Here is a 23213-nt window from a genome sequence, read left to right as displayed (position 1 = left end):
CACAACTCCGTCTGCGTATGCGTGTAAACCAATTCGCCGCGAAGCCTGCCACAATGCGCCGGTATGACGACGACCAAAGATTCAAAGCGCGGTGTAGCGATTCCCGCGCACACCGTTCCCTTCCCTTCCTCGATAAGCGTGGAAGCGCGTACCGCGTTGGAGCGGCTCGTCGGGGAAGATGGCAGCGTTTTGAACGCTGCCTTCGTCACGCCCGGGCCCGACGATCATGAGGGCTGGCTGCGCATGAAAGCGGCGGTCGGCGGACAATATGCGAACGCGTTGAAGGGCCTTGCGGGCCGCACGCAGTCGACCGTCGAAACCATCGCCACCGGCGCGGCGACGGTGCATGTCGCTACGCCCGTCGCGCTGAAGGCATCGAACGGCGCCTATATCGACTTTCACGGCGGCGCCCTGGTATTCGGCGGGGGCGAAGCCTGTCGTACAGGTGCGCAGATGCAGGCCGACCAACACGGCGTGCTGTGCTATGGCGTCGACTACAGGATGCCTCCCGAGCATCCCTTTCCTGCAGCCGTGGAAGACGGTGTTTCGGCTTACCGCCATGCGCTCGAACGCCACGGGCCGGAAAATATCGTGGTAGGCGGACGCTCCGCAGGCGGCAACATCGCCGTGGCGACATTGCTGAAGGCGAGGGACGAAGGGCTGCCATTACCCGCCGGCCTAGTCCTGCTGTCACCGCAAGTCGATCTGACCGAATCCGGCGACAGCTTCGCAACCCACCAACTGATCGACGTGGTGCTGCCGGGCTCGCTGAGGTCGAGCAATCTGCTCTACGCAAACGGTGCGGACCTGACACAGCCCTACGTGTCGCCACTGTTCGCCGATCTGACCGGCTTTCCGCCTACCTTCCTGCAATCGGGCACGCGCGACCTGTTCCTTTCGAACACCGTGCGAATGCACCGGGCATTGCGCCGGGCGGGGGTGCCCGCCGAACTGCATGTTTTCGAGGCCATGCCCCACGGCGGTTTCGGCGGCGCGACGCCGGAAGATCGAGAGTTGCAGCAAGAGATCGTCCGCTTCGTCGAGCACCGCTGGGCAGATTAGGGACCCGCCAGGTCACCGCCGGGCGGTGCTCAGGGCAGCACCACCGTCGCCACAAGCCCACCGCCTTCCCGGTTCGCGAGGCGAAGATCGCCGCCGGTCGAACGCATCAATTGCGTGGCGATGGCAAGGCCAAGACCCGCGCCACCAGTGTCGCGGTTGCGCGACGCTTCCAGGCGATAGAACGGTTGCAGCACCTGCTCCAGTTCGTGCTCCGGCACGCCAAGGCCGCGGTCCGATACCGTGACACAGAGGCGGCCTTGCTCGTCGCGGCAGATGCCCACCTCGGCCGCTCCACCGTACTTGACGGCGTTGTCGATGAGGTTGCCGAGCACGCGCCGCAGCGCACGCGGTCGTACCGTGGCGACACCTTCCGCGGCAGCGGCAAGTTTGACCGGCTGGCCGACGTCCTGGTAGTCGAAGACGAGGCTCTCGAGGAACGCCGCGGTGTCGATGCGCACCGGGGTTTCATCGCCGCCATGGGCGCTGCGCGCGTAGGCCACGCCTTCGCGCACGAGATGCTCCATCTCGCTGAGGTCGTCGAGGATCCTCTCACGTTCGATGCCTTCCTCCAGCGACTCCGCGCGCAGGCGCATGCGGGTGATCGGTGTCTGCAGATCGTGCGATATGGAAGCAAGGATGTGCAACCGCTCCTTGAGGTACCGACCGATGCGGTCCTGCATGGCATTGAAGGCCATGGCCGCATGGGCGACTTCGGCGGGGCCGCTCTCGTCCACGCGCGGGCCGTCGGCGGCGGGCGTCATGGATTCCGCCGCTCTCGCCAGGCGGGCCAACGGCTGCGCGGCCTGCCGCACCGCGAACCAGCCGCAGGCGAGGAGCAACACCACTTGCAGTACGAGCACGAACGGCAACCATTCGGCCAGCGGCATGACACCGCGCGGCGTCACCACGAGCGTGAGGGGGGAACCGTCGTGGAGCGTGAGGTGCACCTGGTACCGTTCGGGTGCCGTGGAAAGGGTATCGCCTCGCACCCGGTAACCCGCGCCGACCTCCTTCGCGATCATTGCCGTGACGTCGCGCGAGCGCTGCGTGGCGAGCGCCGCCCCGGGCTGCCCCGGGCCGAGCACGAACCGGTAGTTGTCGCGCTGCAGCCGCGGCAACCACTGCGGGCGCTCGCTCGCGGGAAGCCTGTCGAGGATGGCTACCGACGTCCCGACCTCATTCTCCAGCGTATTGAGCATGACGCTGGTGGCCGACTGGTAGCGCTCATAGAACATGAGCCCGAACGAGAGCCCGTGCGCCAGCAGAAGTCCGGCGAAAAGGATGAGGTACATGCGCGAGGTCATGCGCCGTGGCCAGGGACGCCAGGCGCGCGATGCCGCCGTCACCGCGCGTCCCCGTGCACGGTGACCGGCATGGCGAACACGTAGCCTTCGCTGCGCACGGTCTTGATGTACGCGGGCTCTTTCGCGTCATCCCGGAGACGTTGACGCAGGCGGCTGATCATCAGGTCGATGGAGCGGTCGAAGAGCTCGGCGTCGCGTCCCTGGGTAAGGTTGAGCAACTGGTCGCGCGACAGCACCCGCTGCGGATGATCCAGAAGCACACGCAGCAGGCGAAACTCGGCACCGCTCAAAGACACCACGGTGCCCTCCTCGTCCAGCAGGTGGCGCGCCGTCGTGTCCAGTCGCCACCGACCGAACGAGATGATGTCGCTTGTTTCCGTGATGCGCAGATTGGGCGGCAGCATGCGCGTGCGGCGGATCACCGCCTTGATCCGGGCGAGCAGCTCGCGTGGCGAGAACGGCTTCACCACGTAGTCGTCCGCGCCCATCTCCAGCCCGATAATGCGATCCGTCTCGTCGTCGCGCGCGGTGAGCAGAAGCACCGGCAGGGCGCGATGCTTGCCGCTGCGCAGGTTTCGACAGAGCACCAGTCCGTCGTCGCCGGGCATCATGATATCGAGCACCACGAGGTCGAACGCGGACGCATCTAGTGCGGCCATCATTTCGCGGCCGTCGGCCGCACCGGTCGCGCGAAGGCCGTTCTTGCGCAGGTAGTCCACGACCCCGGTGCGGATACCGTGGTCGTCGTCGACCACGAGGATGTTGTCGGTGTGTTCCATACAGGGTTATGCCTTGGCCAGGAGTTGGCGGATGCGCTGCTCGGTTTCATCGTAGTTTCCCTCACCGAAGTGGCGATAGACCACCCGTCCGTCGCGATCGATGAGGTAAAGTGCGGGCCAGAACTGGTTACCCCACGCATCCCACGTGCGCATCTCGTTGTCGGTGGCCACGGGCCAGGTGATGCCGTATTGGCGGATGGCGGCAGCGACACGCGCCGGGTCGCGCTCCTCCTCGAATTCGGGTGTGTGCACGCCTACCACGACCAGCCCCTGCTTCGCATAGGTGTCGTAGAGCGCCTTCGTATGCGGAAGCACGTGCAGGCAGTTGATGCATTCGTGCGTCCAGAACTCCACCAGCACCACCTTGCCCCGCAGGCCGGACACGGTCAGCGGCGGGGAATTGAACCAGCGGTCGATACCGGCGAATTCGGGCGCGGCGGGCGCGGCCGCTGAATCGCCGGCGCGCGCCGCGCCCCACCCCGACGGCCAGGCGGCGGCGAGCGCGAGGCCCACGGCGAGAACGGCGGCGACAAGACGAATGGGTTTCATGAGAAGACCTCGGCATGGGCGCGGGAGAGGTACCCGCATGGATCCATTCGAATCCCCTGTGTTGTCTACCTCATGTCCGTGGCCTTGGCTTTTTGTATCGGTTTGTACAAACCGACCCACTTTGTATCCGAATGTATCGGGGGCCCCGCGCTACACGTTTCGATGCGATTCCGTCCGCTTCGCGACACAGGCCGGATACGCCGCCGCGGTTTCCTTTGCACACCTTCCACTGCAACGGAAACCGGCCATGTCCCGCATCCAGAACGTTCTCTATACCGGCAAGACCTACACCACCGGCGGCCGCAACGGCCAGGCCCGCAGCTCCGACGACCGCCTCGACGTGAAGCTGTCCTCGCCCGGCGGCCCGGGTGCCGGCACCAACCCGGAACAGCTGTTCGCCGCCGGCTGGTCCGCCTGCTTCATCGGCGCCCTTGGCCACGCCGCCGCCGAGCGTAAGGTCGCGCTGCCGAAGGACACCGCCATCGATGCCGAAGTGGACCTCGGTACCGGCGAGGGCGGCTATTTCCTGCAGGCGCGACTGACCGTGAGCCTCCCCGGCATCGATACCGCCCTCGCCCAGGAACTCGTCGAGGCCGCGCACGCCACCTGCCCGTATTCCAAGGCCACACGCGGAAACATCGACGTATCGCTCCAGCTCGCCTGATCCGCCACGCCCTCCACGCATCCCCACCAAGGAGTCATTCGATGAACCGCAAGCACGCTTCGCTCGCCGCCACCCTCGCCCTCGGCCTCGTGTCCCTCGTCTCGGTCGCCCATGCCGACGAGGCGAAGAAGCCCATGGAAAAGTGCTACGGCGTGGCCAAGGCCGGCCAGAACGACTGCGCAGCCGGCCCCGGCACCAGCTGCGCCGCCACCTCGAAGAAGGATTACCAGGGCAACGCCTGGGTGCTGGTCGAGAAAGGCACCTGCGTGACCATCAAGACGCCGAAGGGTCACGGCACGCTGGAGCCGCAGGCGTGATTCCCTCGCGGCGCGGCGACGTACTGGCGGGCGCCCTGCAACGGGCGCTTCCGGACAGCCTGCTCCTGCTCGTGGCACGGCTTGGGATCGCCTCCGTGTTCTTCCTCTCCGGCCGAACCAAGGTCGAGGGGTTCCTGAGCATCAAGCCGTCCACGTACGACCTGTTCGCCTCCGAGTACGCGTTGCCGCTGGTGTCACCGAACGTGGCGGCACATTTGGCGACGTATGCCGAACACCTCTTCCCGGTATTGCTCGTGCTCGGTCTCTTCACCCGGGTGTCCGCGCTAGGGCTGTTGACGATGACCACCGTGATCGAAGTCTTCGTCTATCCGGACGCATGGCCGACGCATCTCACCTGGGCCGGCCTGCTGCTGCCGTTACTGGCGCGCGGCGGTGGCGCCTGGTCCGTCGACCGCCTGCTTCGCCGCTGACGCTTCCTTCCAACCACTCGCTTATCGCAGGGAACTCCATGCGCAAACTTCTCAGCATCGCCGTCGCCGCATTCGCACTGGGCACCGGGGCCATCGCTTCCGCGGCCGACACACCCGCTCCCCCGGGTGTCAGGAACATCGTTATCGTCCCGGGCGCGTTCGTCGACGGGTCGGGCTGGCGCGTCGTCCACGACATCCTCATCCACAAGGGCTATACGGTGAGCGTGGTGCAGCCGCGTATCGACACGCTGGCCGACGACATCGAACTGACCCGCGAGCAGATCCGCAAACAGGATGGTCCGGTGGTCCTCGTCGGCCATAGCTACGGCGGCGCGGTCATCACGCAAGCCGGCAATCGCGACAAGGTGAAGGCGCTGGTCTACGTGGCCGCCGTTGTGCCCGACGTCGGCGAGAGCCTGTCACAGCTCGTCGGCTCCATGCCGGCGCCGAGCAACGACGTCGTTCCCACTCGCGACGGCCACCTGTACTTCGACCAGGCGAAATTCGGCACCGACTTCGCCGGCGACCTCACGAAGAACCGTACCGACTTCATGGCGGTGTCGCAGGTGCCTGCCACCACTGCCGCGTTCGGCGCCACGATGCAGGTGGCCGCGTGGCACACGAAGCCCGTGTGGGGCGTGGTTGCCACGGAGGACCGCGCACTGAGTCCCGAACTGGAGCGCTGGATGTACAAGCGAGCCAACGCAAAGGTCACGGAAATCAAGGCGAGCCACGTCGCCTACATCTCGCAACCCGAAGCGGTTGCGAAGGTGATCGAAGACGCTGCGCGCAGCGTGCACTGAACGGCGTAGCGCCACCCTTCCGGTCCACGTCGGACCATTCCAGGAGAGAAAACCATGAACACTGTCGCCACCAAATCCCGCACCGGCTTCGCCGCGGCCGCCGCGCTCGTCGCCCTCGCCGTCGCCTCCATCAACACGCCCGTGCGCGCAGCCGACAACGCCGCGCCGAAGGAAGAACCGGGCCGCTGCTACGGCATCAACACCTGCAAGGGCACCAGCCTCTGCGCCACCGCAAAGAACGACTGCAAGGGCCTCAATACGTGCAAGGGCCAGGGCGTGCTGGTGAAGACCCCAAGCGAATGCAAGGCGGCCGGCGGCACGCTGACCGAGCCGAAGTAAGTCCCGCAAAGAAGGCGTCCGGCGTCTCCGCAGGTTGACGGAGACGCCAGACGCCGCACCGCGACAACGTCACGCCAATGCAGAGGAATTCCGCCATGTTCACGCCTCCCCCGACGTTCTCCGGATACGGCCTCGGCCTGCGCAAGGAGCACTATCGCGACTTTCTCGACGGCGACGTGCCGGTCGATTTCGTGGAGGTGATCTCGGAAAACTTCATGGTGGACGGCGGGCAACCGCGGGACATCCTGCGCCGGGTTCGCGAGAAGCATCCCGTCGCCTTGCATGGCGTGTCGATGTCGATCGGTTCCGCCGACGGCGTGGATATCGCCTATCTACGAAGGCTGAAGGCGCTGGCCGATGAAGTGCAGCCGCTGTTCGTCTCCGATCACCTGAGCTGGTCGCGTGTGGCCGGTTTCAGTTCGCACGACTTGCTGCCCGTGCCGTACACAGAGGAGGCCCTCGCCCTCGTCTGCCGAAACATCGAGGTGGCCCAGGACGTGCTCGGACACGCGATGCAGTTTGAAAATCCGTCCAGCTACGTCGCCTTCGACGGCGCGACGATGAGCGAATGGGAATTCCTCGCGGAGATGTCGAAGCGCACGGGATGCGGTCTGCTGCTCGACGTGAACAACGTCTTCGTGAGCGCGAGCAACCACGGTTTCGATGCGCATGCGTTCCTCCGTGGCATTCCCGCGGAGCGCGTGCGCCAGGTGCACCTGGCGGGGCACTCGCAAGGGCCCGGCCTGTTGATCGATACCCACGACCAACCGGTGTGCGACGACGTATGGGCGCTTTACCGCACGGCCATGTCGCTGCTTGGCCCGGTTGCCACCATGATCGAGCGCGACGACGCCATTCCCCCGCTGGCGGAGTTGCTGGACGAACTGGATATGGCCCGCGGCCTGGGCGCCGCGGCGCGGGAGGCCGCATGAAACTGGCCCAATGGCAGGAAGGCTTTCGCGATTGGCTGACCACCGGCTCTGCCGACAGCACCGACGTCTTCGGGGATCGGGCGTGGCCGGGTCTCACGGTGTACCAGAACAATTACCGCACGCAGCTCGTGACCTGCCTGGAGGTGAGCTACCCGCAGTTGCTGCGGCGTATCGGCGAAGGGAACTTCCGCAACGCCGCCATGGCCCATATCGACGCGCATCCGCCGCGAGGCTGGACACTCGACACCTATGGCGCCGATTTTGTCGACACGCTGGTGGCCGTGTTCCCGCGCAACCCCGACCTGCACGAACTGGCGTGGATCGAGTGGTCGCTGTCCGAGGCTTTCGTGGCTCCGGATGCGTCGCCCTTGGCACGCGAAGCGCTTTGGTCCGTGAACTGGGATGAAGCGCGGCTTCGCCTGACACCAAGCCTGCGCCATCGGGTGGCGACGACGAACGCCGACGACGTCTGGTCCGCGCTGCAGAACGACGCGGACAGCGTGCCCGATGGCGAGATGCTCGACGTCGCCGGCGCCCTGGTAGTGTGGCGCCAGGGCTTCCATTCGCGCCTGCGCCGCCTCGACGCCGACGACGACGCCGCCTTGCGCCTCGCCATCGGGGAGGGGCACTTCGCAGCGATGTGCGACACACTGGTGATGCGCCTGGGCGAGGAAGCCGGCGTGGCGCGTGCCGGCGCCCTCCTTGCCGACTGGCTCGACGCCGGCATCGTCGTCGGCGTGGACAATTGAGCCCCCTCCGGCTCAGCGGCTGACGGTGAGCCGTGCCTGCCCCAGCACCTGGGCTTGCACGAGAGGAAGGAAGCGATGCGGGAACGGCAGGGCGATCTCGCTGGCGCGATCGAGTCGTGCTATCTGCCCGGCCGACAGCGAAACCGACAGCGCATCCAGGTTCTCCTCGAACTGGGCCGCCGTGCGTGCTCCGAGGATCGGAATGATCGCTGGCGCGTTCTTCGCGAGCAACCACGCCAGCGAGACCTGGGCGGCGCTATGTCCCACCTCGGACGCGATGGCCATCACCTCGTCCACGATGTCGAGGTTGCGCTCGCTCAGCGAGCCGACGCCCGCGGCCACCGCCGCACGCCCACCGGTGAACATGTCGGCGCCCTTGTGCGCTTCGATGTCAGCGCGCGTGTATTTGCCGGACAGCACTCCGTTGGCCAGGGGCGACCACGCGACGACGCCAAGACCCAGCTCGCGCGCCATGGGGATCAGATCGTGCTCCACGGTGCGCTCCACCAGGCTGTGCTCGATCTGCAACGCCACGAGAGGCGACCAGCCGCGCAGATCGGCCAGCATCTGCATGCGCGCCACCTGCCACGCGGGTGTATCTGAGATGCCCGCGTAGACGATCTTGCCTGCGCGCACCAGATCGTCGAATGCGCGCATCACCTCCTCCACGGGCGTGGTTTCGTCCCACACGTGCAGGTAGTAGAGATCGATGTAGTCGGTGTCCAGACGCTTCAGGCTCTCCTCCACCGCCCGCACCATATTGCGGCGATGGTTGCCGCCCGCATTGATGTTGGTCGGATCCACGTTGAGCGAATACTTGGTGGCCAGCACGGCGCGATCGCGGCGTCCGCGCAGGAACTCGCCGAGCAGACGCTCTGACGTGCCGCCGGTGTAGAAGTTGGCGGTATCGATGAAGTTGCCGCCGCGGTCCATATAGGTGTCCAGCATCCGCCGGGCATCCTCTTCGGTGGCACCCCAGCCCCAGTCCTTGCCGAAGGTCATGGTGCCGATGGACACGGGGCTGACACGCAGGCCGGACCGGCCCAGCGTGATGTAATCGGTAAGTTGCTTGCTCATGGGGGGTGCTCCAGAAGGGGTCACTGGAATCTAGGTAGCGGCACCATGTAGATAAAGCGGGCGAACGCGCATACGCTTTGAAGCCCTCCTTCACAATGGGCTTCCGCATGTCGCCCGACCTGTTCCCCGCCGTGGCAGCGTTTGCCTGTGTGGCCCGGCACGCCAGCTTTACCCGGGCAGCCGCCGAACTGGGGGTATCCACCTCCGCGCTATCGCAAACCGTGCGCACACTCGAGTCACGCCTCGGTGCACGGCTGCTGGATCGCTCCACTCGCCGCGTCGGTCTGACCGAGGTGGGGCAGCGGTTCTTGCACGATGTGCTGCCATCGCTGGATGGACTCGCTTCGGCCATGGCGGCGGTAACGGAGACGCGAGAGGTACCGGCCGGCCTTCTGCGCATCAATCTGCCGCGTGCTATCGCCGACGTCCTGATCATGCCCCACCTGGCCGCGTTCCAGGCCCAATACCCCGACGTGGTCGTCGAACTGCAGTGCGACAACCGTTTCGTGGATCTGGTCGCGGCAGGCTTCGACGCCGGGTTCCGCATCGGCGAGTCGTTGGGGAAAGACGTGGTAGCGCACCCCATCGGAGGGCCGCAGCGCGTCGCCACGTTCGTCTCCCCCCGCTATGCGCGGGCGTATGGCGTTCCCGCAACGCCGGCCGACCTTCTGCAGCATCGCTGCGTGGGCGTGCGTCTGGACCACGATCGCAGCCCCATGCGATGGGAATTCATGCAGGGCGATCGCATCGTCGAAGTGGACACCCGTGCCGGCATGATCACGAATGACGACAGCCTTCTCCTCGCGGCTGCCATCGATGGCGTAGGCGTGGGATGCCATTTCGAAAGCATTGCGTCGCCGCACCTGCAAAGCGGTGCCATCATCCCGGTGCTGCAGGACTACTGGCCCACCTACAGCCCATTCCACGTCTACTACCCCAGCCGCATGCACATGCCACGCAAGCTGCGGGTGTTCATCGACTTCCTGCGCGAAAGGCATGGATCGGCCGGTGGCTGATAGAGCCTGAGTTTTGGACTTATGCTTGGCGTCCACATCCCCGTCAGGAGACGATCATGCCCCTTGTTCGCATCGACCTTCCGCAAGGCAAGCCGGAGTCCTATTCGACGGCTGTCGGCGACGCCGTCTACGACGCCATGGTCAAGGTACTGAACGTTCCCGAGAACGACCGGTTCTTCGTCATCACGGCGCATCCCAGGAACGAACTCGCCATCGATCCGACCTACCTAGGCATCCAGCGGTCGGAGGAATGCATCCTGATCCAGTTGACGCTGAACAGCGGCCGGACGGTGGAAATGAAGAAGGCTTTCTACAAGGCCGTCGCGGACGGGCTGCACGAGAAGGTTGGCCTGCGCAGGGAAGACGTGGTCATCAGCCTCGTCGAAGTCCCGAAAGAAAACTGGTCGTTCGGCAACGGCGAAGCTCAGTACACCTGACCCGCTGCGAAAGAGTGGCGCGCCCGGAGGGATTCGAACCCCCGACCAATGGCTTCGGAAGCCACTACTCTATCCGGCTGAGCTACGGGCGCGTATGCAGCGGACGGGCATTGTAGCGGGAATGACCACGCGGGCCTAGCCTGGGCCCACCCGGACTGAGGTCGGCGCCGGCCCCGGGGGCATAAAGGTCGGCGCTTTGTGTGGGAGCCGCTTCAGCGGCGATGGGTGCTTGCGGGGAGTTGCCCGCTGCCGCGGGATCGCCGCTGAAGCGGCTCCCACAAGGTTTCGCCCAGGTTTGAAAAGGAAGAGGGCGCCTCGCGGCGCCCTCCCCTTGTCGTGATTACTTCGCCTTGTAGAGTTCGCCCAGCCAGTCGGGCTTGCCCTTGACGCGCTCGAGGTGCGGGTACTTCAGGCCTTCGTGGTAGTCGATCTTGATCGTCTTGTAGGTGTCGAAGTTCTTCACCAGCAGTTCGATCGGAGCCTTGTCGGTCTTCGCGGCGGTGACGGCGTCCTTCAGCGTGTCGCCGTCGAATTCCTTGTTGTTCACCGCGACCACGGTCATGCCCGGCGAGAGGCCGGCCTTGAAGGCCGGGCCGTCCCAGAGGACGTCCGAGATGCTGCCCTTCGACGAGACCGCGAAACCGGCCGAGTAGGTCAGGTCGGTGTAGTGGCGGCGGCCTTCCGCGGCCTTCACCACGTCGGACGGCTTGTCGTTGTACACCAGCTTCCAGCCGCCGCGCTCGATGCCTTCCAGGTCGCCCTTGTGGCCGTCGATGCGATCGCGCAGGTAAGTGGCCCAGTCATACGGGGCGATGCCGTTGAGCGTGGATGCCACGTCCTCGAACGTGTACGGATTCACCTTCCAGTCGCCGTCCTTCATGCCGAAGAAGGCCTTGGCGAAATCGTCCAGCGAGCGCTTGTTCTTGGTGAGTTCGCGCAGCTTGGTGTCCACGTCGAGCCACACCATCTGGCCGCCCGAATAGTAGTCCTCGCTCATCTGGTAGTTGCGGTACGAGAGCGGGCGACGCTGGGCGATGGTCGGATCGTTGGTCGTGTCCTGGATATTGCGCCAGGAGAGACCCGGGCGGCCCTTGTCGTAGGTGGCGGCGACGAAGGCGAGCAGGTCGCGTGCCTGGTCCTGCGAAAGGAGGCCCGAGCGCGCCGCGACGACGTTGCCCCAGAACTGCGTCTGGCCTTCGTACACCCACAGCAGGCTGTCGCCCATCGGCACGTTGAAGTTCGGCGTGGCGAGGTCGGCGCCACGACGATACTTGCCGTCCCACGAGTGGTTGTATTCGTGCGACAGCAGGTCGCGGCCGAGCCAGCTCTTGTCCCACTCGGTGAAGTAGTTGGGCGAGGCGCTGTTCTCGGAGGAGCGGTGATGCTCGAGGCCGATGCCGCCCAGTTTCTCGGTCAGCGCCAGCAGAAAGTCGTAATGGTTGTAATGGCGAGCCCCGTAGAGCTTGTCCATCTGCTTGACGAGGTTGCGATGAGCTTCCAACGCCTCCGGCTTGATCTCCAGCGCCTTCGCGCTGTCTGCCACGATGTTCAGGTGCACCGGCGAGCGGCCGTTTGGATCGAGGTCCACGCGCTTGAAGTAACGGCCGGCGAACACTGGGGAGTCGACCAGGTCGTCGTAATCGATGGTCTTGAAGGTAACCGTGTCGCCGTCCTTTCCGGCCTGCTCGAGCGCACTGCCGTACTGGAAGCCGGCGGGGAGCTTCACCGAGGCGTCGACCGGGATGCGGTCGGCGTTGTAGCCGGCGGGATACAGCGACACCTGGTTCCACTGCACGTTGACGATGTCGGGCGTCATCACGACACGGCCCTGACGCGGATCCTGCGGCGTCAGCGTCTGGAACTCCACATCCACCGAGCTCGCGCCGGCCGGCACGTCGACACGGAAGGCGTACACGTTGTATTTGTCGCGAACCCACTCGAGGCGCTTGCCGCCCGCGGTCACCACCAGGCCGGCGAACTGGTCGATCGGACCGGTCGGCGAGTGATGGCCGGGAATCCATTCCGGGAAGAGCAGAACCAGCGGACCGGGTTGCGCGGGAATGGTTTCCTTCACGCGGAAGATGCGGTGATCGACGTCGGTGGCATCGACGGTGAGCTTGAGGGTGCCGTTGAAGGCCACGTCCTGCGGGGCGGGCACTGCGGGGGCGTCGTCGGCGCGGACGGCCGAAGCGCCGACGCCGGCCAGGGCCGCCACGAGCGCGGAAGCGAGAAGGGTGGATTTCACTGGGTAAGTCTCCGAGAGCGGGTAAGTCGCCCTGCCATCCCTGCGAGCGGATCGGCACGGTCCCCTGTGGTCCGCGCAAGCTCTCGATCCTAAACGCCACCGTGCGGGGTGCCCTATGCCATAGGTCACGGGTGTTCCGTGGCGCCACCGTGGTGGAACGCAAGATATTGCGGTCCGTGGGCCTTCAAAAAATGCATTGCCATTCGTCTTTGCGTCAGGGAGAGAGAAACGACGAGCCAAACGTATAATCGCCGCCGCCGGCCGGACAAGGCCGCCGTGCACCAACCAGGAACAAGGGACACAAGGACACTCAATGAAAAAACGGTCACTCGCCATCCTCGCAGCCGCTGCGCTGTTTTCTTCGCTCGCCGCTCTGGCCGACTCCGCGTCGGTAACCCAGACCGGCGCCTTCGTTTCGATCAACGGCGGAAAATCGCATTTCAGCGTGGATCGTGACGTCGGCGGCGACGCCCGCCACCCAAGTGAAGACCGCAACAGCACGGGCTTTGGCGTGCTGGGCGGCTACCGCTGGGTCGTTGCCCGCCCGTTCGCACTGGGCGTCGAAGCCGGTTATGTCCGCCTAGGCAGCACGACATGGAAGGCCCACTACGGTGGCTTGTCCCTGCAGTACGACGACCGGGACAGAACCAAGGTGTCGGCGTTTCTGGCAGGTATCAACGGTAAATGGGATCTTCCCTACGATTTCACAATCACGGCACACGCCGGCGTGGCGCATGTCCGCGCCAAAGCTGACTTCACAGAGACCGGAGGGTTGATCTTTGTGCCGTCCACGACAGCGCGCGTCCAGCACTCCTGGAGCGGCAATCGCCTCTATGGCGGTGTCGGCTTCGGATACGATTTCGACGAAAACTTCGGTTTGACGCTCAACTACGACCGCTACAGCTTCAAGGCCGACGGCCCTCGCGATCCGGGGCACACTGCCCACGTGGGCCTTCTGGGCCTTACTGCCGAGTACCGTTTTTACTGACCGGTGCGGTGCAGCCTTCGATGGCTGCACCGCGTCCTCATGCGCCGTCCGCCATCGCGAAAAAATGACGCAAGCGGCTATCGGATCGTCACTGCCCCTTAGGGGGCAGCTCGAAGAAACGTCAGCGCGACGGAATCTTCAGCCCACGCTCGACGCCCGGCCGCGACATGCCCCGCTCCAGCCACGCGATGACGTTCGGGAAATTGTCGAAGCCGACCAGTTCGCGTGCGTTGTAGAACGTCACCAGATTGTTGACCCAGCCGAGGGTGGCGATGTCCGCGATGGTGTATTCGTCGCCGACGATCCAGGTGCGGCCGTCGAGCTGCCGGTCCAATACGCCCAGCAGGCGCTTGGATTCACTGACATAGCGCTCGAGGGGGCGCTTGTCCTCCCACTCGCGGCCGGCGAACTTGTTGAAGAAACCCACCTGCCCGAACATCGGACCGATGCCGGCCATCTGGAAAAACAGCCACTGGATGGTTTCCCATCGCTTGCCGGCATCTTTAGGAAGGAACTTGCCGGTCTTCTCGGCCAGGTAAAGAAGGATGGCGCCGGATTCGAACAGGCCGATCGGTTTCCCGTCCGGGCCGTTCGGATCGATCATCGCCGGAATCTTCCCGTTCGGGTTGAGCGCCTCGAATTCGGGAAGCTTGCTCTCGCTCTTCATGATGTCGACGAGGTGCGCCTCGTACGGAATGCCCAGTTCCTCGAGCATGATCGAGGCCTTCACCCCGTTGGGCGTGTTCAGCGAATAGAGCTGGATGCGATCGGGATGCGCGGCGGGCCAGCGCTGGGTGATCGGGAAGGCGGAAAGATCGGACATGGCGTGCGTTCCTGGACCTGAAACATCCGAAGTTAGGGCGTGCCGTCCCCGTATTCAATGTGCCGGACGCGCCAGCGGACCACGCCGCCGGCGCGTTCGAAACCTCGTTACTCCAGGTCGCCCAGGCGGGCGTCCACCTTCGGCGCGGCAAGCCATTCGCCAATGTCTTCACCGATGGCCTTGGCCGTACGAGCCAGCACGGCACAGTTGCCCTTGAAACCACCGAAGGCCCCGCCCATGGAATTGCGCCGATCCCTGAAGCTCGCGATCACCGCGCCGTCCTTGTAGAGCTTGCCCTTCACGGTCATCGACTTGTGGTGGCCGAGGAAGGCATTGCCGTCCGACACGACCTCGGTGATCTGCATCTGCAGCGTCTTGCCCGGCTCGCTGCCGCTCACCTTGTCGGCGAAGGTGATGGCGATGCCGGCTTCTTTCGCCTTGGCGGCCACGGCGTCGGGCACTTCGCTATCGAGCTTGCATTCGTCGAGCACCGCCTGCGGCACGTCGGCGTCGTCATTGATGGTCACGGGCTTCTGCACGGTGACGCTATCCGCAGCGAACGCGCCCGGTGCTGCAACGGCCGCGAGCAACGCAAAACAGGTCCATTTCTTCACTCTCTTCCCCCTGGTGTGTACCAAGCCGACCCTGCGTCGGCGAGGCATTATCGCCGAAGATAGCGCATCGCCTAAGCGAATGCCTTCAATGCCCGTCAGGCATCGCCGCTCTTGCGCGCTTATGTCCATTGGGCGCCCACGCAGCCCGTAGACTCGCGGCGCTCGCGGCGCGACGCCGTGGGTTTCACTCGACACAAGGACATGTCATGCGACACCTATTCATCGCGACCGCGGTCGCCACCTGCGTCTCGCTCACTTCTTTCGCGGCGTTCGCCGCCGACGCGTCATCGGCCGGCGGCTTCATCCACATCGGTGCCGGACAGTTGCTCCACAACACGAATCTGAGCAGCTATTTCGACGGGAAGCGCACACTGGGCTTCGACCTGTCCGGCGGCTATCGCTGGGCCGTCGGCGGCGACGCCGCCCTGGGCTTCGAACTGGGCGCAGCCCATCTCGGCGCGTCGGAGCAATTCAAGCGCGGCTCGGCCACCCGACCGACCGTGAAGAACGGCTTGGGCGCGAACGCATGGCTCGCAGGCGCGAACGTGCGTTGGGCGATGGGCGACGGCTTCTCGTTGACCGGCCGTGCCGGCGTGGCGCACGTGCACGTTCGCGCGTCGTGGGAAGAGATCACGAAGAACACGCGCTCGGTGCGCCGTTCGCGCCTGTCGGCCAACACGCCGTACGTGGGCGTCGGTGCCGGCTACGCCTTGACCGAACAGGCCGACCTCACGCTGCAGGTGACCCACTATGCATCGGCGACTTCCGGTACCCGCCGTGCGCGTGCCAGCCTCCACGACTGGAACGGCACGAGCGTGAACCTCGGCATCGACTACCGGTTCTGAATCACGAAGACGGAGGTGGATAGCCCACCTCCGTCTTCTCAGCCGCGGGTGCTCGCGTTGAGCTTGCTGTGCCGCACGCCGTACGTGAAGTAGACGATCAGGCCGAGCGCCATCCAGATGGCGAAGCGTTCGAACGTGATCCACGGCAGGCCCCAGATGAGCGCCAGCGAGAACAGGATGCCCAGAGGCGCGATGAACCACACGGCCGGCGTGCGGAACTTGCGCTCGAGCTCGGGCTTGCGCACACGCAGCACGAGCACCGAGGCGCAGATGAGGATGAACGCGCTCAATGTGCCGATGTTCACCAGTTCGGCCACTTCGCCGATGGGCAGCAGGCCGGCCACGACAGCGGTGAAGATGCCGAGGATCATCGTCGGGCGGGCCGGCGTGCCGTAGCGCGGGTGCACGCGTGCGAACCAGGCGGGGAGCAGGCCGTCGCGCGACAGCGCGAACCAGATGCGCGCCGCGCCGAGCATGAAGGCGAACAACACGCTGATCACGCCGATCACCGCGGCCACGGCGATCACGTTGCTGATCCAGGGCAGGCCGATCGCGTTGAAGGCGTCGGACACGGAAGCCTCGCCACTGAGGCTGGCATAGGGAACGATGCCGGTGAGCACGAGCGACACCGCGATGTAGAGCACCATCGCGACAGCTAGCGACAGCAGCACCGCGCGCGGCAGGTCGCGCTGCGGGTTGCGCGCTTCCTCCGCGGCGGTGGTCAGCGTGTCGTAGCCGAACACGGCGAAGAACACCACGCTCGCCCCCGTCAGCACACCGTGCCAGCCGAAGTGGCCCACGCCCTTGTCGTCGAAGATGCGCTCAGGCACGAAGGGATGCCAGTTGGCCGTATTGATGAAGAACGCGCCGACGCCGATCACCAGCGCGACACCGAGCACCTTGATGCCGACGATCACGGTGTTGAGGCGCGCGCCCCACTCGGTCTTCACCGAAAGCAGGACGGCGACGAGCAGCGACACGCCCGCGGCGATGACATTGAAACGATGGCTGTCGGTGGGTGCCGCGACAGGGTGCGCCGCCTGCATGCCGACGGAGGCCATGCCCTGCTGCCAGTAATACTTCATGGTGTCGGCGCTCATGCTCTTCTGCGCCCACTCCGGCAGGTGGACGCCGGCGGTGGCGAGCAGCACCTGCACGTAGCCCGACCAGCCGATGGCCACGACCGCTACCACCAGCGCGTACTCGAGGAGGAGGTCCCAGCCGATGATCCATGCCGCGCCCTCGCCCAGCACGGCGTAGCCGTAGGTGTATGCGCTGCCGGTGACCGGAATGAGCCCGGCGAACTCGGCGTAGCAGAGCGCGGCGCAGGCGCTGCCGAAGCCGGCGATGATGAAGCTCAAGGCCACGGCGGGCCCGGCATTGAGTGCCGCCTGCTGTCCTGCCAGAACGAAGATGCCCACGCCGATGATGCCGCCGATGCCGATGGCGGTGAGCTGCCACAGACCCAGCACGCGCCGGAAGTCCTTGCGCTGGCCGACCTCGGCCTGCAACTGCTCGACGGACTTGTGGCGGAGGAATTTGGCTAACGACATCGGGTGACCCCTGGACTGGCTGACCCGGGATCATAACGGGGCCGCCGCAGGGTGTCGTCAGGGAACCGTCCGAAATGCCCGGGACATCGGCCTCAGGGCGTGTCCACGGCCCGGCGCCCGAGTGCCGGGTCATCGGTGAAGAACGCATCGATGCCGGTCGCCAGATAGCGCCGGATCTCGGCCAGCGAACCGGCCTCGTTGCGCGCGTCCGGGCCCGCCGCGTTGCGGAATTCCTGGGCGAGGAAGCGGTTTTCGGGCCGGAACGTGTACGGATGAACCGCGAGGCCCGCCGCATGGGCGTCGCGCACCAACGACGTGGGCGCGGCCAGCCGGCCATCGGGTGCCAGCGGGATGATGCTGCGCGTGGACGGGCCAATGGCGTCCGCATAACCGGCGACCACGGCGAGCCCGGCGGGGGTCATCATCTGTCCGTACGTGGTGCCGGGCGCATCCGCCGGCCCTTCGCCGGCCTCCTCCATGAGTTGCAGGAGGCGCACGTTGGGCGGATGCCTGCCGAGCTTTGCCCGAAGGTATTTCAGGTTGCCGACCTCGAACGACTGGATCTCCACCGGTGCCGTGCGCGTATAGGCATGCGCGGCGAGCGCCGCCAGCACCTTGTCTTCCATCGGAAGCCCGATGGAGCGGAAATAGGTGGAATGCTTGATCTCCGGAATGATGCCGATCACGCGGCCCCGCGCGGAGGCCTCCGCCGCCACGAATTCGATCGTCTCCTCGAAGGTGGGCACCGCGAACTGCCCGTCGTAGCGCGCGCTGGCCCCCCGCACCTCGGGGAGCCGCTCGCGTGCGCGCAGCGTCTTCAGTTCCGCCAGGGTGAAGTCCTCGGTGAACCAGCCGCTGACGCTTTGGCCATCGACGGTTTTCGTGGTGCGGCGCGCTGCGAATTCGGGATGCGCGGCCACGTCGGTGGTGCCGCCGATCTCGTTCTCGTGGCGCACCACCAGCACGCCGTCCTTGGTCGCCACCAGGTCGGGCTCGACAAAGTCCGCGCCGTCCCGGATGGCGACGGCATAGGAGGCCAGCGTGTGCTCCGGACGCAGGGCGCTGGCGCCACGGTGACCGATGACGAGCACTTTCGCGGCGATGGGCCGTGTCGGTGCGGAAGGCGTGGGCATGGCGAACGTTCCCAAGGCGAGGGCCAGGATGCCCGAGCATAGGACAAACCTCGTTCGGTACGGCGCGGTAGGAGGCGTCATGGTGTTTCTGCTAGTTTTCCGCTCCGACCCCTGTTCCCGCCGGATTCCACGATGTTAAAGCCCCTTGCCCTGGCCGCGCTTTCGGCCGCCCTGCTCGCCGGCTGTGCCGGCGCTTCCGCCGAAAAGCCTGCGCCGAGCGCCGGATTGAAGGACGGCGCGACGCTCGATCTTGCCATCCTGGAAACCACCGACGTTCATTCGAACATCCTGTCGTACGACTATTACAAGCAGAAGGACGACCCGACGCTCGGCTACGAGCGCGTGGCCACGCTGATTCGCCAGGCACGCGGCGAGTTCCCCAACACCGTGCTCTTCGACAGCGGCGACACCATACAGGGTACCGTGCTTGCGGATTACCAGGCACTGGTGAAACCGCTCAGCTGCGATTCCGAGCTGGCCATCTACAAGGCCATGGACGACGTGGGCTATGACGGCGGCACCGCGGGCAACCACGAATTCAACTACGGCCTGCCGTTCCTCGCGCAGGTGACGAACACCTCGATGAATGTCGACGGCGTCGCCGCGCGCCAGTGCGCCGGACCGAAGTTTCCGCTCGTGCTGTCGAATGTCTACAGCGCGCGCGACGGCAAGCCCATCTTCAAGCCATGGACGATCGTGACGAAGCAGGTCACCGCCACCGGCAGCGACGGCAAGCCGGTGGCGGCGTCGCTGAAGATCGGCATCATCGGCTTCACGCCGCCGCCCATCCTGGATTGGGACAAGCGCAATCTCGCCGGCAAGGTCACCGTCGACGGCGTCGTCGAAGCCGCGAACCGTTACATGCCGGAAGTGCTCGCGCAGAAACCGGACATCGTGGTCGCCATTCTCCACGGCGGCCTCAACACCGCGCCGTATACCCCGCAGATGGAGAACGGCGGCTGGTACCTGGCGGGCGTGCCGGGCATCGACGCGCTCCTGCTCGGCCACTCGCATACCGAATTTCCGGGGCCGCGCTATGCGGGCATGAAGGACGTCGACGCGAAGCGCGGCATCGTGCGCGGTGTGCCCGCGGTGATGGGCGGCTTCTTCGGCAAGGACCTCGGCGTCATCCAGATGACGCTGCAACGCGAGAACGGGCGTTGGGTGGTGCAGAAGGACAAGAGCCACAGCCAGGTGCGCCCGATCTGCCCGAAGAAGAACGAATGCGTCGCGCCCGATCCTTCCATTGCACCGATCGTTCGCGACGCGCATGAAGCCGCGGTGGCTTACGTCAACACGCCTATCGGCGCGACCGACCATGCGCTCACGAGCTATTTCGCCGACGAGGGCAACATGTCGGCGCTGGCCGTGGTGAATGCCGCGCAGATCGACTATGCGCGCGACGAGCTGGCACGCTCGCGCCCCGACCTGAAGGATGTACCCATTCTTTCTTCGGCGTCGGCCTTCCGTACCGGCTTCGGCGGCCCCGAAGACTTCACCGACGTACCCGTCGGTCCCATGACGATCCGCAACGCGGCCGACCTGTATTTCTATCCCAACACGCTGGCGGCCGTGAAAACCGACGGCACGGGCGTGAAGGCATGGCTCGAAAAGGCAGCCACCCGCTTCAATCGCATCGATCCGGCGAAGGACGGCGAGCAGCAACTCATCGGCAAGTTGCCGGGTTACAACTTCGACCAGATGCAGGGCGGCGTCACCTACACCATCGACGTGTCGAAACCGGAAGGCGAGCGCATCGGCAACCTGCGTTACAAGGGCAAGCCGGTAAAGCCGTCGCAGCCGTTCGTGGTCGTCACCAACAATTACCGCGCCAGTGGCGGCGGCGAGTTCCCCGGCATGAGCGGCGACAACATCGTGCTCAGCGCGCCGGACGGCAATCGCGAAGTGGTGATCCACTGGGTAGAGGCGAAGAAGACGATCACGAACAAGGACGTGGAGAAGCGCTCGTGGCGTTTCGCGCCGGTGCGCACGAAGGGTCCGGTCACCTTCACCTCGGCGGCCGGGAAGGCGGATATAGCCGCCTCGCTGGACCTGCCGATCCGCCAGCTGCGCGATAACGGCGACGGCACGGCGGTCTACGCCATCGATCTGTCGAAGCACTGAGACGAGGGGCCAGGTGGCCGACTCGGCCGTCTGGCCTATGGCCCTGCCGTTGACACCGCCCCCGGCCGGGGCATAACGTCGGGCCATGCATTCCCTCTCGCCAGCGCTGCGTTACCCCCCGGCCCTCCCGGCCGGCGCGCTCGCGTCCGTGTCCACCACCGCGACTACGACCACCACGACCACTACCCTGGTCGGAGGATCGGAGTTCGCGCGCGCTTAGTCCCTTGTCGCTGCCGGCCCCGACCCTCCCGCAGGACGGGATCGGCGCCGAAGGTCCACCGCTCCCCCTGACGCGACGTGACGGGCCTCCCATCAGGAGGTTTCCACCGTGTCCATCGCCATCGCACCACCACCACCGCACCGCCCCCTGCCTGCCGCGCCCCTGCGCATGCCGGCCGCCCCGCTTGTCGTCCATGTCGGCCTCATCGGCCCGGGCAAGGTGGGCAGCGCGCTGCTGACCCAGCTCCGGCTCGCGGCGCCGCGCCTGCTGCGGGACTGCCGCCTCGACCTGCGCCTGCGCGCCGTCAGCGACAGCCGCCACATGTGGCTCGACTGCGACGACGAGGCGCTCAACGGCCGTACCCATGGTGCACAGACCTGGCGGCCGGCCGAACTGGATGAGTTCGCCGCCTATGTGGCCGGCGATGGCGGTGCACCCGCCGTGCTGGCGGATTGCAGCGCCAGCGACCTGGTGGCGGATCGCTACGCCGGCTGGCTTGCCGCGGGGATCCATGTCGTCACGCCGAACAAGCGCGCGGTCAGCGGGCCGCTCGACCGCTGGCTCAGGATCGGCGCCGCCGCGGGCGCCAGTGGTGCGCGGCTGCATTACGAGGGCACCGTCGGTGCGGGGCTGCCGGTCGTGCACACGCTGCGCGATCTTCTCGACACCGGCGACGAGCTGACCGGCGTCGAGGGCATGCTGTCCGGCACGCTGGCATGGCTGTTCAATCGCTACGACGGCACCCTGCCCTTCTCGGCCCTTGTCCGGCAAGCCCATGCGCTGGGATACACGGAGCCGGACCCGCGCGACGACCTGTCCGGCGTGGACGTGGCGCGCAAGCTGGTGATCCTGGCACGCGAGGCCGGTATCGCGCTTTCGCTGGAGGATGTCGCGATCCGAGGACTCGTTCCGGCGGAACTGAGTGCCTGCGACAGGGAAACGTTCATGGAGAACCTCGAAGCACTGGACGCGCCGATGGCCGCCCTGCTCGCCGAAGCGCGCCTCGCCGGCGGTGTCCTCCGCCATGTCGCGCGGCTCGACGGGCGGCGTGCATCGGTCGGCGTGGAGGTGGTCGAGCCCGACCATGCGTTCGCCCATGCCCGCCTCACCGACAATGTGGTGCGCTTCGCCACGCGCCGATACTGCGACAATGCACTGGTCGTCCAGGGCCCGGGTGCCGGTCCCGAAGTCACGGCGGCGGCGGTATTCGCCGACCTGCTGCGCGTGGCGGGCGCGATGGGAGTAAAACGGTGCGCATGCTGAAAGAAGAAACCCCGCCCCGGGTCCGTGCGGATGTCGCCATCGCCGAGGCCTATGCCAGTGTCGGCAACGTCGGCATCGGCTTCGATATCCTCGGTCATACCGTTGCCGGCGCCGGCGATCGTGCCGAAGTGCGGCGCATTCCGGACAGGGAGGTGCGCATCGCCGCCATCCACGGGGTGGTTACCGATCTGCCGCACGATGCGCCAAGCAATACCGCCGGCGCCGCTCTGCTTTCGATGCTGCACGGACTCGACCTTCCCTTCGGTTTCGAGATCACGCTGCACAAGGGCATCGCGCTCGGTTCGGGCATGGGCGGGTCGGCGGCCTCCGTCGTGGCCGCGGTGGTCGCGGCGAATGCGCTGCTCGACGAGCCTCTGTCGCGCGAGGCGTTGTATCCGTTCGCCCTCGATGGCGAGGTGGTCGCCAGCGGCAGCCGTCATGGCGACAACCTCGGGCCGATGCTTCTCGGCGGGCTCGTGCTCGCCACGCATTCGCGCCTCGTGCGCATTCCCGTGCCGCCGGACTGGCATTGCGCGCTGGTGCACCCGCATGTGGTGCTGGAAACGCGGCGCGCGCGTGCGGCCCTGGCGGGCCACTATGCGCTAGGCGAGTTCGTCGAGCAGAGCGCCCATCTTTCGCTCGTACTCGCAGGCTGCTACACCGGCAATGCGGCGCTGGTTCGCGAAGGGCTCTCCGACGTGCTGGTCGAACCGCGGCGGGCACCGCTCATTCCGGGGTTCGCGAGGGTGAAACAGGCGGCGCTCGATCATGGTGCGCTCGGTGCCAGCATCTCCGGGGCCGGCCCCAGCGTCTTCGGGTGGTTCGAGGACCGCGCTTCCGCGGAGGCGGCCGCAAGCGACATGCGCAAGGCCTTCGCGACGGCCGGCTACGACAGCGACGCCTTGGTGGGGGCCATCGACGGTCCCGCCGCCAGGGTGCTGTAACC

24 protein-coding genes and 1 tRNA gene are annotated in these 23213 nt (G+C 66.1%); 15 read left to right on the top strand and 10 right to left on the bottom strand.

What is annotated here, in order from left to right:
- Positions 1–63: 63 nt before the first annotated feature.
- Positions 64–1062, top strand: a complete 999-nt coding sequence (locus HBF26_RS08570) for an alpha/beta hydrolase (RefSeq protein WP_167125027.1) — start codon at positions 64–66, stop codon at positions 1060–1062.
- Between the two features lie 29 nt (positions 1063–1091).
- Here the strand turns inward: HBF26_RS08570 and HBF26_RS08565 are convergent, their stop codons facing one another.
- The 3 genes from HBF26_RS08565 to HBF26_RS08555 are packed head-to-tail and all read right to left on the bottom strand — an operon-like array spanning position 1092 to position 3694.
- Entirely contained in the window at positions 1092–2366 is a 1275-nt protein-coding gene (locus HBF26_RS08565; RefSeq protein WP_167125026.1) for a HAMP domain-containing sensor histidine kinase, read from the bottom strand.
- Between the two features lie 38 nt (positions 2367–2404).
- The gene (locus HBF26_RS08560) at positions 2405–3145 is read right to left on the bottom strand and encodes a response regulator (RefSeq protein WP_167028713.1); all 741 of its coding nucleotides are present in this window, start codon (positions 3143–3145) and stop codon (positions 2405–2407) included.
- Between the two features lie 6 nt (positions 3146–3151).
- Positions 3152–3694 (bottom strand): redoxin domain-containing protein, encoded by a 543-nt coding sequence (locus HBF26_RS08555; RefSeq protein ID WP_167125024.1) that lies wholly within the window; start codon positions 3692–3694, stop codon positions 3152–3154.
- Positions 3695–3941: 247 nt separating this feature from the next.
- Here HBF26_RS08555 and HBF26_RS08550 point away from each other — a divergent pair, with 247 nt between their 5' ends.
- The 7 genes from HBF26_RS08550 (at position 3942) to HBF26_RS08520 (ending at position 7929) form a co-directional block, all read left to right on the top strand.
- The gene (locus HBF26_RS08550; RefSeq protein ID WP_167125022.1) at positions 3942–4358 is read left to right on the top strand and encodes an organic hydroperoxide resistance protein; all 417 of its coding nucleotides are present in this window, start codon (positions 3942–3944) and stop codon (positions 4356–4358) included.
- Positions 4359–4399: 41 nt separating this feature from the next.
- Positions 4400–4675, top strand: a complete 276-nt coding sequence (locus tag HBF26_RS08545) for a BufA1 family periplasmic bufferin-type metallophore (protein WP_167125020.1) — start codon at positions 4400–4402, stop codon at positions 4673–4675.
- Positions 4672–5106, top strand: coding sequence for a DoxX family membrane protein (locus HBF26_RS08540; RefSeq protein ID WP_167125018.1), 435 nt, complete (start codon positions 4672–4674; stop codon positions 5104–5106). Before HBF26_RS08545 ends, HBF26_RS08540 begins: the two co-directional genes overlap by 4 nt.
- Positions 5107–5144: 38 nt before the next feature.
- Positions 5145–5909 (top strand): alpha/beta fold hydrolase, encoded by a 765-nt coding sequence (locus HBF26_RS08535; RefSeq protein WP_167125015.1) that lies wholly within the window; start codon positions 5145–5147, stop codon positions 5907–5909.
- Positions 5910–5963: 54 nt separating this feature from the next.
- A complete protein-coding gene (gene bufA2, locus HBF26_RS08530; RefSeq protein WP_167125013.1) occupies positions 5964–6248 on the top strand; it encodes a BufA2 family periplasmic bufferin-type metallophore in 285 nt (94 codons plus the stop codon).
- Positions 6249–6343: 95 nt separating this feature from the next.
- Positions 6344–7180, top strand: a complete 837-nt coding sequence (gene bufB, locus HBF26_RS08525; protein WP_167125011.1) for an MNIO family bufferin maturase — start codon at positions 6344–6346, stop codon at positions 7178–7180.
- Positions 7177–7929 (top strand): HvfC/BufC N-terminal domain-containing protein, encoded by a 753-nt coding sequence (locus HBF26_RS08520; RefSeq protein WP_167125008.1) that lies wholly within the window; start codon positions 7177–7179, stop codon positions 7927–7929. The genes bufB and HBF26_RS08520 overlap by 4 nt, the downstream gene beginning before the upstream one ends.
- 12 nt (positions 7930–7941) lie before the next feature.
- On the opposite strand, the gene HBF26_RS08515 is transcribed toward HBF26_RS08520, so the two are convergent.
- Positions 7942–9006: an aldo/keto reductase gene (locus tag HBF26_RS08515; protein WP_167125006.1), complete on the bottom strand. Its 1065-nt coding sequence runs from the start codon at positions 9004–9006 to the stop codon at positions 7942–7944.
- 107 nt (positions 9007–9113) lie between these two features.
- On the opposite strand from HBF26_RS08515, the gene HBF26_RS08510 reads away from it, so the two are divergent.
- Both HBF26_RS08510 and HBF26_RS08505 read left to right on the top strand, forming a co-directional pair.
- Positions 9114–10022 carry a LysR family transcriptional regulator gene (locus HBF26_RS08510; RefSeq protein WP_167125004.1) on the top strand — a complete coding sequence of 303 codons (909 nt, stop codon included), beginning with the start codon at positions 9114–9116 and terminating at the stop codon, positions 10020–10022.
- A gap of 56 nt (positions 10023–10078) precedes the next feature.
- Entirely contained in the window at positions 10079–10459 is a 381-nt protein-coding gene (locus tag HBF26_RS08505) for a tautomerase family protein (RefSeq protein ID WP_167125002.1), read from the top strand.
- 15 nt (positions 10460–10474) lie between these two features.
- Here HBF26_RS08505 and HBF26_RS08500 read toward each other — a convergent pair.
- A tRNA-Arg gene (locus HBF26_RS08500) sits at positions 10475–10551 on the bottom strand.
- Positions 10552–10799: 248 nt separating this feature from the next.
- On the bottom strand, positions 10800–12704 hold the full coding sequence (locus tag HBF26_RS08495) for a M61 family metallopeptidase (protein WP_167125000.1): 1905 nt from the start codon (positions 12702–12704) through the stop codon (positions 10800–10802).
- A gap of 313 nt (positions 12705–13017) precedes the next feature.
- Between HBF26_RS08495 and HBF26_RS08490 the strand changes: the two genes are divergently transcribed.
- Positions 13018–13692, top strand: coding sequence for an outer membrane beta-barrel protein (locus HBF26_RS08490; protein WP_167124998.1), 675 nt, complete (start codon positions 13018–13020; stop codon positions 13690–13692).
- A 121-nt stretch (positions 13693–13813) separates the two neighbouring features.
- Here the strand turns inward: HBF26_RS08490 and HBF26_RS08485 are convergent, their stop codons facing one another.
- Together HBF26_RS08485 and HBF26_RS08480 are read right to left on the bottom strand one after the other, a co-directional pair.
- Positions 13814–14515 carry a glutathione binding-like protein gene (locus HBF26_RS08485; RefSeq protein ID WP_167124996.1) on the bottom strand — a complete coding sequence of 234 codons (702 nt, stop codon included), beginning with the start codon at positions 14513–14515 and terminating at the stop codon, positions 13814–13816.
- 107 nt (positions 14516–14622) lie between these two features.
- Entirely contained in the window at positions 14623–15129 is a 507-nt protein-coding gene (locus HBF26_RS08480; protein WP_167124994.1) for a hypothetical protein, read from the bottom strand.
- A 206-nt stretch (positions 15130–15335) separates the two neighbouring features.
- Here HBF26_RS08480 and HBF26_RS08475 point away from each other — a divergent pair, with 206 nt between their 5' ends.
- The gene (locus HBF26_RS08475; protein ID WP_167124992.1) at positions 15336–15974 is read left to right on the top strand and encodes an outer membrane protein; all 639 of its coding nucleotides are present in this window, start codon (positions 15336–15338) and stop codon (positions 15972–15974) included.
- A gap of 38 nt (positions 15975–16012) precedes the next feature.
- On the opposite strand, the gene HBF26_RS08470 is transcribed toward HBF26_RS08475, so the two are convergent.
- The gene (locus tag HBF26_RS08470) at positions 16013–17527 is read right to left on the bottom strand and encodes an amino acid permease (RefSeq protein WP_167124991.1); all 1515 of its coding nucleotides are present in this window, start codon (positions 17525–17527) and stop codon (positions 16013–16015) included.
- 92 nt (positions 17528–17619) lie between these two features.
- A complete protein-coding gene (locus HBF26_RS08465; RefSeq protein ID WP_193569825.1) occupies positions 17620–18660 on the bottom strand; it encodes a glycerophosphodiester phosphodiesterase in 1041 nt (346 codons plus the stop codon).
- Between the two features lie 132 nt (positions 18661–18792).
- Between HBF26_RS08465 and HBF26_RS08460 the strand changes: the two genes are divergently transcribed.
- The 3 genes from HBF26_RS08460 (at position 18793) to HBF26_RS08450 (ending at position 23211) form a co-directional block, all read left to right on the top strand.
- Positions 18793–20784 carry a bifunctional 2',3'-cyclic-nucleotide 2'-phosphodiesterase/3'-nucleotidase gene (locus HBF26_RS08460; RefSeq protein ID WP_167124987.1) on the top strand — a complete coding sequence of 664 codons (1992 nt, stop codon included), beginning with the start codon at positions 18793–18795 and terminating at the stop codon, positions 20782–20784.
- A 388-nt stretch (positions 20785–21172) separates the two neighbouring features.
- Positions 21173–22267 (top strand): homoserine dehydrogenase family protein, encoded by a 1095-nt coding sequence (locus HBF26_RS08455; RefSeq protein ID WP_167125523.1) that lies wholly within the window; start codon positions 21173–21175, stop codon positions 22265–22267.
- The gene (locus HBF26_RS08450; RefSeq protein ID WP_167125521.1) at positions 22261–23211 is read left to right on the top strand and encodes a homoserine kinase; all 951 of its coding nucleotides are present in this window, start codon (positions 22261–22263) and stop codon (positions 23209–23211) included. The genes HBF26_RS08455 and HBF26_RS08450 overlap by 7 nt, the downstream gene beginning before the upstream one ends.
- Positions 23212–23213 lie beyond the last annotated feature (2 nt).

It is taken from the genome of Luteibacter jiangsuensis (assembly GCF_011742555.1).
GTDB classification, from domain to species: domain Bacteria; phylum Pseudomonadota; class Gammaproteobacteria; order Xanthomonadales; family Rhodanobacteraceae; genus Luteibacter; species Luteibacter jiangsuensis.
The sequence above is the reverse complement of the archived record's forward strand: the minus strand, read 5'-3'. Positions and strand labels throughout refer to the sequence as shown.